Raw genomic sequence first — 13498 nt, 5'->3', positions numbered from 1 at the left:
TCACTTACACATTCATCGTGCCATGGCTGTGGCTCTTTACAACAAGCATGCGTTAAAGCCCTGAGAAATTGACAGTTCCCCTTCCTAAGTTTCCCAGGGCTTTCTTTTGTTATTCGCCTTCAAATTCCTCTTCGAAATCATCTTCCGGCAGTAGCCATAGATCCAAACGCTGTCGCAGCTGATCGACATTTTGTTTCTTCAGTGCAGAGAAGGTTTGTACAGTCACCAGATCGCCTAGAACGGCAGTTAGTTCCTTGCGAATCTTCAACATAGTCGACTGAGCTGGGCCTTTTTTCAGCTTGTCGGATTTGGTTAACAGTACATGTAGCGGCATCTCAGTACTGAGGCACCAATCAACCATCATCTGATCGAACTCTTTCATTGGATGACGAATATCCATTACCAGCACAACGCCTTGTAAGCACTGGCGCTTTTGTAGGTACTCTTCCAAGTGCTGCTGCCAATGCTGTTTCATTGCGACAGGTACTTTGGCGTAGCCATAACCTGGCAAATCGACAATACGCACGCCTTCGATATTTAGATCGAAGAAGTTAATCAATTGGGTACGGCCTGGCGTTTTCGATGTACGTGCCAATTTGTTGTTATTGGTCAGCGTATTGATCGCACTGGATTTACCTGCATTTGAGCGGCCTGCGAAAGCGACTTCTGCGCCTATATCCGCCGGACACTGGTGTAATTTTGCCGCACTCTTATTAAATTTTGCGGTGTTGTAGTGAACGGTTTTTTGATCTGAAGACATATTTTTAAGTCGCTTTTTAAGAAATCGCTACTAAAGGAACAGAGATTGCCGTTCCAGTTTGTGTGGATATTGGTTTATAATTGCGCCAATTTTACCTGCGAACAGGCCTAAGCTCTAGTCTGCAGGGAAGTGAGGATAACATCGGTCAACGCTTAATGACTCATCATTACGCCTATGGCCGTCTAATTTTAATAGCAAGAGTCTGGGTTCATCGATGAATAAACTACTGATTAGCTTGCTGGTGACCGTTGGTATCACTGGTGTAGCTCACGCAGCGGGTGATGCTGCTAAAGGTAAAGGAATGACTGCAATGTGTGCTGCTTGTCACGGTGCTGACGGTAACAGTGCAATCGCAAACTTCCCTAAGCTAGCAGGTCAGAACGAAAAATATCTGATCAAACAGCTTCAAGATATCAAATCTGGTAAGCGTACAGTTGTAGAAATGACTGGTCTTCTAAACTCTTACAGCGACCAGGACATTGCTGATATCTCTGCTTACTTTGCTAAGCAGACTGGTACTGTAGGCCACGCTGCTAAAGATCTTGTTGAACAGGGTCAGAAAATCTACCGCGCAGGTATCGCAGATAAAGGCGTTGCTGCTTGTACAGCTTGTCACGCACCAACAGGTGAAGGTAACAGCCAAGCAGGCTTCCCAGGTATCGGCGGCCAGCACGCTGCATACACTGAAAAGCAGCTAAAAGATTTTGCTAAAGGTGCACGTAACAACGATCCACAGCAGATGATGCAGGATATTGCGGCGAAGCTTAGCGATGACGAAATCAAAGCGGTTTCTAGCTACATTCAAGGTCTGGGCAAGTAAGTTCAGCTTGGATTCAATAAAGGCAGCTTAGGCTGCCTTTTTTGTACGTGGTAGGAACTTAGGTTTTATTTTATTGTCTACCACCCGGTCCTATTGTTTTCGGAGCAAAGAATAATGAAAAAGTTTGGGTTGATGTTAGTGGCGTTGCTTTTGCCGTTTATGGCACAGGCTGAAGAGTTTAAAGAAGGTGTTCACTACGCCAAAGTTCCTGTAGCAAGCACTATGCAGGATAAGAGCAAAATTGAAGTTATCGAAATGTTCGGATACCCATGCCCTCACTGTAATAACTTTGAGCCATTGATTAAGCATTGGGAAAAGAACAAAAGTGAAGACGTGAAATTTGTTCGTACCCCAGTTGCGTGGAATCCTCGTTGGGAACAAATGGCGCGTGCGTTTTATGCGTCTGAATTTATGAAAACGCTGGATAAAACTCACGAAGCGACTTTTCACGCGATTCATGTAGAGCGTCGTCGTTTTATAGATAAAGACGATTTTGCTGATTATTACGGCAACCTAGGCGTTGATTCAGGTAAATTCCAAAGCTTATTCAACTCCTTTGCGGTAGAAACTAAGATCCGCCAAGGCCGTAAGCAGCTAGAAAACTACGGTATCAAAGGTGTGCCTGCGATGGTTGTGAATGGTAAATATCATGTTACAGCAGGTATGGCGGGTGGCCATAAGAAGATGCTTGAAGTCGTTGATTTCCTTGTTGAGAAAGAGCGCTCCGCTGCGAAGTAAATAAAATATGCAAAGAAAAACGTCCTCTAGAGGGCGTTTTTTTATATCTGATTGATATCAGACCTAGTGCGAAGAACAGAGTTCGACTAACATGAAGTCTGACTGATGTTGATGTTGTGTACTCCGAGGAACTGGTGTGGCAGAAGAACAGGTAGACTGGAAGAAAAAATACCGAGAGCTGACTCTAGAATTTGAGCAGTTTGAGCGTAAAAGTGTTGATACTGAACAGCAGTTGCGCCAGTTAGCCGGTTATATGTCTATCGGTTTAGAAGGTGATAATCCACAATTTGATGCTGAACTCGCAGCATTGAAACCACTACTTCATGAGCAGTGCACAGAGCATCTCGGCTTTTTACAAAAAATCAGTCGCCGTATTGAAAAACAAGTTCAACATCGTGAAGACCTTCGCGGTAAAACTGCCAAGCAAACCGTTGCAGCACTTCTAAAGTGGATTCGTATGCTACGCACTCAAGTGCAAAATAGCGGATCACAAAACCTACTAGATTCCCTAGAGCGTCGCAGTAACGAAGTCGAAGAGAAAGGTTACGAGCTGCCTGCTGTTCTAGCTGATCTGATTGAGCTACAAAGCCATATCGAAACGGGAACAGAAGATAGTGCAGAGATCAGTGACAATGACTTCTCTCTAGACACGACTGCTTCAACAGATGCGCTGGGCGATGAAGTTAAATTACTCTTAAAACGTATTGGCGCTGAGCTTTTAGAGCTGATTAGCGGCTTGTACGTGCCCAAAGAGGAAAACCCCAATGCGCGTAAGTTGGTGAAACGCATCGAAGATGGCTTTGAGTTACCGCATCTACCGGAAATCGTTCATCAAGTTGTGCAGCTGGTTATCAAATCAACCAGCAATACCAGTGAAGATTTTGAGAACTACCTATTGGAACTCAGCACACGCCTAACTGAGGTCCAAACCTTTGTAGTTGATAGCCGCCAAGAGCAGCAAGAGATCGGTCAGAACCAGCGTGATCTTGATATTCAGGTTCGACGTGACGTTAAAAAATTGCACCACACGGTAAAGAATACCAATGATATTACAGACCTGAAAAAGGCGGTTTCACTGCAACTTTCAGGTCTAGTTCGTGCTATGGATAGCTTCAAAAAGAAAGAGGAAGAGCGCGAACAGCGATTGCAAGGTCGTTATGAAGACCTGATCGATAAAGTTGAATTGATGGAGCAGGAAACACGTAAGGTTAAAGCGCATATGGAAGAGGAGCGCTTACGTGCACGTACAGACCCTCTTACAGGCTTACCAAACCGCGCTGCCTACGATGAGCATATCGATCAGGAATATGAGCGTTGGTCGCGTTACCGTACGTCATTTTCTGTTGTTGTCGGTGATCTTGATTACTTTAAGAAAATCAACGACACCTACGGTCATTTAGCGGGTGATAAAGTGCTGCGTTTGGTGGCCAAAGTTATCACTAAAAATATCCGTGTAACGGACTTTGTTGGTCGTTATGGCGGTGAAGAGTTTATTATTATCCTTCCTTCTACTGGTGCAGAAGAGGCCTCGCAGGCGATGGAAAAATTGCGAGAATCTTTAGCCAGCAGTCCATTTAATTTCCATGGTAAGCCCGTGGGGATTACAATGTCGTTCGGCGTAACAGAAATCAAAGAGGGTGATTCCCTTGATGATGTCTTTACCCGTGCTGATGAAGCATTATATCAAGCCAAAGAAGATGGCCGTAACTTAGTCAGAACTAAGTAAAGTCACAACTTATATATTAATTTTTAGCAACAAGGTTTCCCTGCTGTGAAACGTCTATCGCGAATTCTGAAGATTGTTCAGGTTTTTGCTCGGTATCGATTGGATACTCTATTTTTGGGTTTAGCCCTTCCTTGGTATGTTCGATGCCTGTTTTGGGTACTGCCTTGGCGTTTATTTATTCCAGCAAAGCAGCCTCAAGCGGTACGTGTTCGCTTGGCATTAGAAGCTTTGGGCCCCGTTTTTGTTAAGTTTGGCCAAATGCTCTCCACCCGCCGAGATCTTTTACCGGATGATCTGGCAGAGGAACTAAAAAAATTGCAGGATCGTGTACCACCGTTCTCTGGTCCCCAAGCACAAGGGTTGATTGAAAAAGCCCTAGAAAAACCAGTCTCTGAGCTATTTGCTGAGTTTGAGGTGGAGCCAATGGCGTCTGCTTCGGTTGCTCAGGTTCATAAAGCGACCATGCTTGATGGTAGTGAAGTGGTTGTGAAAGTTATCCGTCCAGGTATTGGTAAAACCATTCGTAAGGATGTGGATCTGCTATTCAGCTTGGCTCGTCTGGTTCATGTGGTTTGGGAAGAGGGACGTCGCCTACGCCCTGTAGAGGTCGTTGCTGAATATGAGCAGACAATCTTCGATGAGCTAGATCTTCGCAAAGAAGCCGCCAATGGCTCGCAGCTAAGACGTAACTTTGAAAACAGCGATATTCTTTATATCCCGGAAATTTACTGGGATTACACTCGTTCTAATGTACTCGTAATGGAGCGTATTCACGGTATTCCTGTTGCTGAAGTTGATCAGTTGAATGAGCAGAATACCGATATGAAAGCGCTGGCTGAACGTGGTGTAGAGATCTTCTTTACACAGGTATTTCGCGACAGTTTTTTCCATGCGGATATGCACCCGGGTAATATCTTTGTTTCTCGTAATAATCCAAGTTCACCGCAATATATAGCGGTAGATTTTGGGATCATTGGCTCACTTACCCCTGAGGATCAAAGTTACCTCGCACGCAACTTCCTTGCTTTCTTCAAGCGAGACTACCGTATGGTGGCGCAACTGCACGTTGATTCTGGTTGGGTTCCGGCGGATACCAATGTCGATGCATTTGAGACGGCTATCCGAAGTGTGTGTGAGCCGATCTTTGAAAAACCGTTAAAAGATATCTCCTTTGGGCAGGTGCTTTTAGGTTTGTTCCAAACGGCGCGTCGTTTCAATATGGAAGTTCAGCCTCAGTTGGTTTTGCTGCAGAAGACGCTATTGAATATCGAAGGCTTAGGTCGACAGCTATATCCTGATCTAGATTTGTGGGAAACAGGTAAGCCGTTTTTAGAAAACTGGATGAAAGAACGAATGGGACCAAAAGGTGTTTATCGTTCTATCAAGCAGCAAGCACCTGATTGGCTTGAGAAAATGCCGCATATGCCGCAACTGATTTTTGATTCCCTAAACCAGATCCGGAATTTGGATAGCGCACGGCAACGTGATATTAGAGCTTATCAACAAGCGAAAGATGCACTAGAAAGCAAAGCTTCAAGAAGACGTAATCTAGGGCTCATGCTAATTGCGGGTGCAATAGCTGTTGCTAACCCAGATGTGATGGAATGGCTATGTGAGTTACCTGCCAGTAGTTGGATTTTGGCAGGTGTTGGCATAGTACTATTGTTGAAACGTTCATGATCCTCCTTTAGGAGGGGATGGTGGAAGCAATATTGATCGGGTATGCTTCCGCACGTAAGTTAGTCTTAATTGAAAGTGAGTGAATAAATGAGTGACGTATTAACTCAGCTGGGTGAAGTTCTGGAACAGCGTAAATCAGCAGCCCCAGATAGTTCATATGTATCTAGCTTACACGCTAAGGGCTTGAATAAGATCTTAGAGAAGGTCGGTGAGGAAGCAACAGAAACAATTCTGGCTGCTAAAGACGCACAGACCAGCGGTGACAATAAAGATGTCATTTATGAAACAGCCGATCTTTGGTTTCACAGCTTAGTTGCATTGTCGCACCTAGGTGAAGAACCGCAGGCAGTCTTAGATGAATTGGCACGTAGATTCGATCTATCCGGCCTAGAAGAAAAAGCGTCTCGCACCAAAAAATAAATACAGATCCTAAGGCGTTATCAAAACGTGTAAAGTGGATCATTCCAACAGATTTCTATGATGGCAGTTAAAAGAGCTGCTATGTGATAGCGGAGAGTAAAAATGGGTTTAGGTGGTATCAGTATTTGGCAGCTATTGATTATTTTGGCCATTATTATTCTGATTTTTGGTACTAAAAAATTCAAAAACATCGGCAGCGATCTAGGTGGTGCTGTTAAAGGCTTCAAAAAAGCCATGACAGAAGAAGAAAAAGCCAAAGAAGAAGCTGAAAACAAACAGATCAAACAGGAAGACGCTGATTTTACTGAGGCTAAAAAAGCTGACGACGTAAAAGCTGAACAGAAGTCTGACAAATAACAGGCTTTAACTATGTTTGATATCGGTTTTGCCGAGCTGCTCATTGTTGCAGTGGTTGCATTGGTTGTTCTTGGACCAGATAAATTGCCTACTGCTGTAAGGACTGTCGGAATGTGGATGGGGCGTATAAAGCGTACTGTCTCATCTATACAGACGGAAATTAGCGAAGAGCTAAGAGTAGAAGAGTTAAAACGTACGACGGCTATTCAGAAACACGAGTTAGAAAAAGAACTTAATGAAATGCGTCAGCCGTTCAACGATGCATTGAAAGAAGAAGTTCCAGTTAGCTCTAAGATTGTTCCGCCTGAAGCAACAGAAGAAAAGCCTCAATCTGCGAATGAGCCTAGCAAGGCTGATGACAATAGCAGTACAGGAAAAGCATGAGCAAGCCGCAGCCTGAACACGATCAGGAACAACCATTAATTAGCCATCTGGTTGAATTGCGCCAGAGGCTAATGTTTATCTTACTTATCATTTTAGGTTTCTTTCTTGGCTTATTTTATTTTGCCAATGATCTATATACCTATCTATCATCGCCATTAACTGCGTTGTTGCCATCTGGCACAAGCATGATCGCGACCGATGTTACTTCTCCATTCTTTGCGCCTTTTAAGCTAACACTTGTTGCTGCAATCTTTCTAGCGATGCCATTTGTATTGCACCAAATATGGGGTTTTATCGCGCCAGGCTTATATAAGCACGAAAAACGCTTTGCGATACCATTGTTAATATCGAGTATCTTTCTATTTTATGCCGGTATCGCATTTGCCTACTTTGTGGTCTTCCCACTTATCTTTGGCTTTTTTACCAGTGTTGGCCCAGAGAATGTAGCGGTAATGACGGATATCAGCAGCTATCTGAATTTCGTACTAAAGCTGTTCTTTGCATTTGGTATTGTTTTTGAAATACCGATTGCTACTCTGTTATTAATCTGGTCAGGAGCGGCAACTGTTTCTGGTCTAAGACAAAAGCGAGCATATGTGATAGTTGGCTGTTTCGTCTTAGGGATGTTGTTAACGCCGCCGGATGTGATTTCACAAAGCTTGTTAGCTGTACCAATGTGGCTACTATTTGAAACGGGCATCATCTTAGGTGTGATCTTTGTAAGAAAGAATACTGATGATGAAGAACTGGCTGATGAGTTTGCTGCTGCAGAAGAAGAGCAAGAAGAGAATAGTCAGTAGTAGTTGAGAGCTATATAGCTAATTATAAAAACGGTGTTTATTGAAAGATAAACACCGCTTTTTTATGTTCGTAGAGCAGTAAATAACCAGTACAGTATAACTAATAAACAAAATTGAATATTTATTCACTTTTATCGTCTTTTTTCACTTTTTTTAAGATTGGGTGTTGACCCTTTTTTAGATGTCTGTAGAATTCGCCGTCCTTGCTTAGGTAGGCCGCCAAAACGGGGCTGATTGAGCTAAGCGAGGTGCTTAGTAAGTGATTGAAAACATTGGTTTTTTAGATTGCTTACGGGGCAGGATTCAAAGTCCGGTTGCTGAGTAAAAAATTTTACAAAATTGCAAAATAAACGGTTGACTTTGAATGAGCGCACAGTAGAATATGCGCCTCGCTTGAGACGAAACGCTGAGTCAGCGGAGAGTCAAAAAGCAACGCTCTTTAACAATTTGATCAGATAATTCGTGTGGGCGCTTGTTGAGAAGAAGCAAACTTTTTCTAGACAAGCAACCAAGTGAATTCATTTAAAGCGATTTACAAAGGTTTAACGTTCTTAAGAATGTTATCCGGTTGTTTAGTACTAGAGCCCGTTACCACATTCCTGGTAACACAAATGATTTAAACTGAAGAGTTTGATCATGGCTCAGATTGAACGCTGGCGGCAGGCCTAACACATGCAAGTCGAACGGTAACATGACTAGCTTGCTAGTTGATGACGAGTGGCGGACGGGTGAGTAACGCGTAGGAATCTACCCAGTAGCGGGGGATAAGCCAGAGAAATTTGGTCTAATACCGCATACGCCCTACGGGGGAAAGCAGGGGATCTTCGGACCTTGCACTATTGGATGAGCCTGCGTGAGATTAGCTAGTTGGTGAGGTAATGGCTCACCAAGGCGACGATCTCTAGCTGGTCTGAGAGGATGATCAGCCACACTGGAACTGAGACACGGTCCAGACTCCTACGGGAGGCAGCAGTGGGGAATATTGCACAATGGGCGCAAGCCTGATGCAGCCATGCCGCGTGTGTGAAGAAGGCCCTAGGGTTGTAAAGCACTTTCAGCAGTGAGGAAAGGTTAGTAGTTAATACCTGCTAGCTGTGACGTTAACTGCAGAAGAAGCACCGGCTAACTCCGTGCCAGCAGCCGCGGTAATACGGAGGGTGCGAGCGTTAATCGGAATTACTGGGCGTAAAGCGCGCGTAGGTGGATTGGTCAGTCAGATGTGAAAGCCCAGGGCTCAACCTTGGAACTGCACCTGATACTGCCAATCTAGAGTACGGTAGAGGGTAGTGGAATTTCCTGTGTAGCGGTGAAATGCGTAGATATAGGAAGGAACACCAGTGGCGAAGGCGACTACCTGGACCGATACTGACACTGAGGTGCGAAAGCGTGGGGAGCAAACAGGATTAGATACCCTGGTAGTCCACGCCGTAAACGATGTCTACTAGCCGTTGGGAGACTTGATCTTTTAGTGGCGCAGCTAACGCGATAAGTAGACCGCCTGGGGAGTACGGCCGCAAGGTTAAAACTCAAATGAATTGACGGGGGCCCGCACAAGCGGTGGAGCATGTGGTTTAATTCGACGCAACGCGAAGAACCTTACCAACTCTTGACATCCAGAGAAGTTACTAGAGATAGTTTCGTGCCTTCGGGAACTCTGAGACAGGTGCTGCATGGCTGTCGTCAGCTCGTGTTGTGAAATGTTGGGTTAAGTCCCGTAACGAGCGCAACCCTTGTCCTTATTTGCCAGCACTTCGGGTGGGAACTCTAAGGAGACTGCCGGTGACAAACCGGAGGAAGGTGGGGACGACGTCAAGTCATCATGGCCCTTACGAGTTGGGCTACACACGTGCTACAATGGCCGGTACAGAGGGCCGCGAACCTGCGAGGGTAAGCTAATCTCAGAAAACCGGTCGTAGTCCGGATTGGAGTCTGCAACTCGACTCCATGAAGTCGGAATCGCTAGTAATCGCGAATCAGAATGTCGCGGTGAATACGTTCCCGGGCCTTGTACACACCGCCCGTCACACCATGGGAGTGGATTGCACCAGAAGTAGCTAGCTTAACCTTCGGGAGGGCGGTTACCACGGTGTGGTTCATGACTGGGGTGAAGTCGTAACAAGGTAGCCCTAGGGGAACCTGGGGCTGGATCACCTCCTTAAACGAAAGCCGATTCTCGGCAAGCGTTCACACGAATTATCTGATCAGAGAAGTTAAGAGCAACGGTGTAGGCTTGTAGCTCAGCTGGTTAGAGCGCACCCCTGATAAGGGTGAGGTCGGTGGTTCAAGTCCACTCAGGCCTACCAATAATAGCCTTACTGTTTTCTTTGGGGCTATAGCTCAGCTGGGAGAGCGCCTGCTTTGCACGCAGGAGGTCTGCGGTTCGATCCCGCATAGCTCCACCATCATCCTTTGGATGAGAAGGAAGAGTTTTAAAACATATTGTCGTTTAAGACATTATCTTTTAAAGCTTTTTTGCTTTAAACGCTCTTTAACAATTTGGATTTGATTCATTTGATTTAGATTTAAGACATGTAGTTTTACTGCATGCGCCAATTCGGCGAAATCTATCGTTACTAGCAATACAAGTTACTGTGATTCCAGACGCCTTCGGGTTATATGGTCAAGTGACTAAGCGTGCACGGTGGATGCCTTGGCAGTCAGAGGCGATGAAGGACGTTGTAACCTGCGATAAGGTTCGGGGAGGTGGTAAACAACCTTTGATCCGGACATTTCCGAATGGGGAAACCCACCTATTTATAGGTATCTTTTAACTGAATACATAGGTTATTAGAGGCGAACCTGGGGAACTGAAACATCTAAGTACCCAGAGGAAAAGAAATCAACCGAGATTCCCTAAGTAGCGGCGAGCGAACGGGGACCAGCCCTTAAGCTTTATTAGATTTAACAGAACACTCTGGAAAGTGTGGCCATAGTGGGTGATAGCCCCGTATGTGAAAGGTCTTTTAAAGTGAAATCGAGTAGGACGGCACACGTGAAACGCTGTCTGAATATGGGGGGACCATCCTCCAAGGCTAAATACTCCTGACTGACCGATAGTGAACCAGTACCGTGAGGGAAAGGCGAAAAGAACCCCTGTGAGGGGAGTGAAATAGACCCTGAAACCGTGTACGTACAAGCAGTGGGAGCCGTTTTCGGACGGTGACTGCGTACCTTTTGTATAATGGGTCAGCGACTTACTTTTAGTGGCAAGGTTAAGCATTTGCGGAGCCGTAGGGAAACCGAGTCTTAATAGGGCGTCCAGTCGCTAGGAGTAGACCCGAAACCGAGTGATCTATCCATGGGCAGGTTGAAGATGCGGTAACACGCATTGGAGGACCGAACCGACTGTCGTTGAAAAGCCAGCGGATGACTTGTGGATAGGAGTGAAAGGCTAATCAAACTCGGAGATAGCTGGTTCTCCTCGAAAACTATTTAGGTAGTGCCTCGTGTCTAACCATGGGGGGTAGAGCACTGTTTCGGCTAGGGGGTCATCCCGACTTACCAACCCGATGCAAACTCCGAATACCCATGAGTTCAATCACGGGAGACACACGGCGGGTGCTAACGTCCGTCGTGGAAAGGGAAACAACCCAGACCGTCAGCTAAGGTCCCAAAGTTTATGCTAAGTGGGAAACGATGTGGGAAGGCTTAGACAGCTAGGAGGTTGGCTTAGAAGCAGCCACCCTTTAAAGAAAGCGTAATAGCTCACTAGTCGAGTCGGCCCGCGCGGAAGATATAACGGGGCTAAGCATAACACCGAAGCTACGGATGCACTTTGTGCATGGTAGAGGAGCGTTCTGTAAGCTGTTGAAGCGGAAGCTGTAAGGCACCGTGGAGGTATCAGAAGTGCGAATGCTGACATGAGTAACGATAAGGGAGGTGAAAACCCTCCCCGCCGGAAGACCAAGGGTTCCTATCCAACGCTATTCGAGGTAGGGTGAGTCGGCCCCTAAGGAGAGGCTGAAGAGCGTATCCGATGGGAAACAGGTTAATATTCCTGTACTGCTCATAACTGCGATGGGGGGACGGAGAAGGCTAGGCTAGCGCGGCGTTGGTTGTCCGCGTTTAAGGTAGTAGGTTGAGGACTTAGGCAAATCCGGGTCCTTAAGACCGAGAACCGATGACGAGGTCCTTTATGGACTGAAGTAGTTGATGCCATGCTTCCAGGAAAATCCTCTAAGCTTCAGGTTATGACTAACCGTACCCTAAACCGACACAGGTGGTCAGGTAGAGAATACTAAGGCGTATGAGAAAACTCGGGTGAAGGAACTAGGCAAAATGGCACCGTAACTTCGGGAGAAGGTGCGCCGGTTTTGGTGATGGGACTTGCTCCCTAAGCTGAGGCCGGTCGAAGATACCAGGTGGCTGCGACTGTTTATTAAAAACATAGCACTCTGCAAACTCGAAAGAGGACGTATAGGGTGTGACGCCTGCCCGGTGCCGGAAGGTTAATTGATGGGGTTAGCACTTGTGCGAAGCTCTTGATCGAAGCCCCGGTAAACGGCGGCCGTAACTATAACGGTCCTAAGGTAGCGAAATTCCTTGTCGGGTAAGTTCCGACCTGCACGAATGGCGTAACGATGGCCACACTGTCTCCACCCGAGACTCAGTGAAATTGAAATAGCTGTTAAGATGCAGTTTACCCGCGGCTAGACGGAAAGACCCCGTGAACCTTTACTACAGCTTCACAGTGGACTTTGACATTACTTGTGTAGAATAGCTGGGAGGCTTTGAAACCCTGTCGCCAGATAGGGTGGAGCCACCTTTGAAATACCAGCCTGGTAATGTTGAGGTTCTAACCCAGTTCCCTAAGCGGGATCGGGGACATTGTGTGGTGGGTAGTTTGACTGGGGCGGTCTCCTCCCAAAGAGTAACGGAGGAGCACGAAGGTACCCTCAGCATGGTCGGAAATCATGCAATGAGCGCAAGAGTAGAAGGGTGCTTGACTGCGAGACAGACACGTCGAGCAGGTACGAAAGTAGGTTCTAGTGATCCGGTGGTTCTGTATGGAAGGGCCATCGCTCAACGGATAAAAGGTACTCCGGGGATAACAGGCTGATACCGCCCAAGAGTTCACATCGACGGCGGTGTTTGGCACCTCGATGTCGGCTCATCACATCCTGGGGCTGAAGCCGGTCCCAAGGGTATGGCTGTTCGCCATTTAAAGTGGTACGCGAGCTGGGTTTAGAACGTCGTGAGACAGTTCGGTCCCTATCTGCCGTGGGCGTTTGAGATTTGAGAAGAGTTGCTCCTAGTACGAGAGGACCGGAGTGAACGAACCTCTGGTGTACCGGTTGTGATGCCAATTGCATTGCCGGGTAGCTACGTTCGGACGGGATAACCGCTGAAAGCATCTAAGCGGGAAGCCTCCTTCAAGATGAGATCTCACTGGGAACTTGATTCCCCTAAAGGGCCGTTGAAGACTACGACGTTGATAGGTTGGGTGTGGAAGCGCTGTGAGGCGTTGAGCTAACCAATACTAATTGCCCGTGAGGCTTGACCATATAACGCCCAAGGCGTTTGGCAAGTGACTTGTAAGATACGTAAGACGATAGAGAGTAACGAATTAGCGCGTAGTTAAACTACAGTCGATAAACTATCTAGATCAAATAAAAGAAGAATCAGATCTAAGTTGTAACAGTTTTGCTTGGCGACCATAGAGTTGTGGAACCACCTGAATCCATCCCGAACTCAGACGTGAAACGCAACATCGCCGATGGTAGTGTGGGGCTTCCCCATGTGAGAGTAGGTCATCGCCAAGCATTTAATTAAGAGAAAACCCCGGTCACGCTGTGATCGGGGTTTTTTCGTTG

The 13498-nt window shown here is 46.3% G+C and carries 9 protein-coding genes, 2 tRNA genes and 3 rRNA genes; 13 read left to right on the top strand and 1 reads right to left on the bottom strand.

Features of this window, described 5'->3' with window-relative positions; all coding sequences use genetic code 11:
• Positions 1–109: 109 nt before the first annotated feature.
• Positions 110–760, bottom strand: coding sequence for a ribosome biogenesis GTP-binding protein YihA/YsxC (gene yihA, locus ACMXYW_RS16265; protein ID WP_415889656.1), 651 nt, complete (start codon positions 758–760; stop codon positions 110–112).
• A gap of 214 nt (positions 761–974) precedes the next feature.
• Between yihA and ACMXYW_RS16260 the strand changes: the two genes are divergently transcribed.
• From ACMXYW_RS16260 to rrf, 13 genes are all read left to right on the top strand, one after another.
• Positions 975–1580 (top strand): c-type cytochrome, encoded by a 606-nt coding sequence (locus ACMXYW_RS16260; protein ID WP_415882867.1) that lies wholly within the window; start codon positions 975–977, stop codon positions 1578–1580.
• Positions 1581–1694: 114 nt separating this feature from the next.
• Positions 1695–2318: a thiol:disulfide interchange protein DsbA/DsbL gene (locus ACMXYW_RS16255; protein ID WP_415904708.1), complete on the top strand. Its 624-nt coding sequence runs from the start codon at positions 1695–1697 to the stop codon at positions 2316–2318.
• Between the two features lie 136 nt (positions 2319–2454).
• Positions 2455–4044: a GGDEF domain-containing protein gene (locus ACMXYW_RS16250; protein ID WP_415904707.1), complete on the top strand. Its 1590-nt coding sequence runs from the start codon at positions 2455–2457 to the stop codon at positions 4042–4044.
• A 45-nt stretch (positions 4045–4089) separates the two neighbouring features.
• Positions 4090–5724: a ubiquinone biosynthesis regulatory protein kinase UbiB gene (gene ubiB / locus ACMXYW_RS16245; protein WP_415904706.1), complete on the top strand. Its 1635-nt coding sequence runs from the start codon at positions 4090–4092 to the stop codon at positions 5722–5724.
• A gap of 87 nt (positions 5725–5811) precedes the next feature.
• Complete coding sequence (locus tag ACMXYW_RS16240) at positions 5812–6144, top strand: phosphoribosyl-ATP diphosphatase (protein WP_415882863.1); 333 nt, start codon at positions 5812–5814, stop codon at positions 6142–6144.
• Between the two features lie 102 nt (positions 6145–6246).
• On the top strand, positions 6247–6501 hold the full coding sequence (tatA, locus tag ACMXYW_RS16235) for a Sec-independent protein translocase subunit TatA (RefSeq protein WP_415882862.1): 255 nt from the start codon (positions 6247–6249) through the stop codon (positions 6499–6501).
• Between the two features lie 12 nt (positions 6502–6513).
• Positions 6514–6885, top strand: coding sequence for a Sec-independent protein translocase protein TatB (tatB, locus tag ACMXYW_RS16230; RefSeq protein WP_415904705.1), 372 nt, complete (start codon positions 6514–6516; stop codon positions 6883–6885).
• The gene (tatC, locus tag ACMXYW_RS16225; protein ID WP_415904704.1) at positions 6882–7685 is read left to right on the top strand and encodes a twin-arginine translocase subunit TatC; all 804 of its coding nucleotides are present in this window, start codon (positions 6882–6884) and stop codon (positions 7683–7685) included. Before tatB ends, tatC begins: the two co-directional genes overlap by 4 nt.
• A 618-nt stretch (positions 7686–8303) precedes the next feature.
• A 16S ribosomal RNA gene (locus ACMXYW_RS16220) occupies positions 8304–9843 on the top strand.
• A 68-nt stretch (positions 9844–9911) separates the two neighbouring features.
• Positions 9912–9988: transfer RNA gene (locus ACMXYW_RS16215), tRNA-Ile, on the top strand.
• 23 nt (positions 9989–10011) lie between these two features.
• A tRNA-Ala gene (locus tag ACMXYW_RS16210) sits at positions 10012–10087 on the top strand.
• A gap of 216 nt (positions 10088–10303) precedes the next feature.
• Positions 10304–13189, top strand: a 23S ribosomal RNA gene (locus ACMXYW_RS16205).
• A gap of 142 nt (positions 13190–13331) precedes the next feature.
• Positions 13332–13447, top strand: a 5S ribosomal RNA gene (gene rrf, locus ACMXYW_RS16200).
• Together the 16S, 23S and 5S rRNA genes with 2 tRNA genes alongside form the textbook arrangement of a ribosomal RNA operon.
• Positions 13448–13498: the final 51 nt, after the last annotated feature.

Origin of the sequence: Neptuniibacter sp. QD48_55 (assembly GCF_047778115.1) — a bacterium.
Classification (GTDB): domain Bacteria; phylum Pseudomonadota; class Gammaproteobacteria; order Pseudomonadales; family Balneatricaceae; genus Neptuniibacter.
This window is presented reverse-complemented; position numbering and strand designations above follow the sequence as displayed.

Coding starts and splice junctions, on each gene's coding strand:
- tatA (WP_415882862.1), top strand. CDS start 6,247: ATGGGTTTAGGTGGTATCAGTATTTGGCAGCTATTGATTATTTTGGCC.
- ACMXYW_RS16240 (WP_415882863.1), top strand. CDS start 5,812: ATGAGTGACGTATTAACTCAGCTGGGTGAAGTTCTGGAACAGCGTAAA.
- tatC (WP_415904704.1), top strand. CDS start 6,882: ATGAGCAAGCCGCAGCCTGAACACGATCAGGAACAACCATTAATTAGC.
- yihA (WP_415889656.1), bottom strand. CDS start 760: ATGTCTTCAGATCAAAAAACCGTTCACTACAACACCGCAAAATTTAAT.
- ACMXYW_RS16255 (WP_415904708.1), top strand. CDS start 1,695: ATGAAAAAGTTTGGGTTGATGTTAGTGGCGTTGCTTTTGCCGTTTATG.
- ACMXYW_RS16260 (WP_415882867.1), top strand. CDS start 975: ATGAATAAACTACTGATTAGCTTGCTGGTGACCGTTGGTATCACTGGT.
- tatB (WP_415904705.1), top strand. CDS start 6,514: ATGTTTGATATCGGTTTTGCCGAGCTGCTCATTGTTGCAGTGGTTGCA.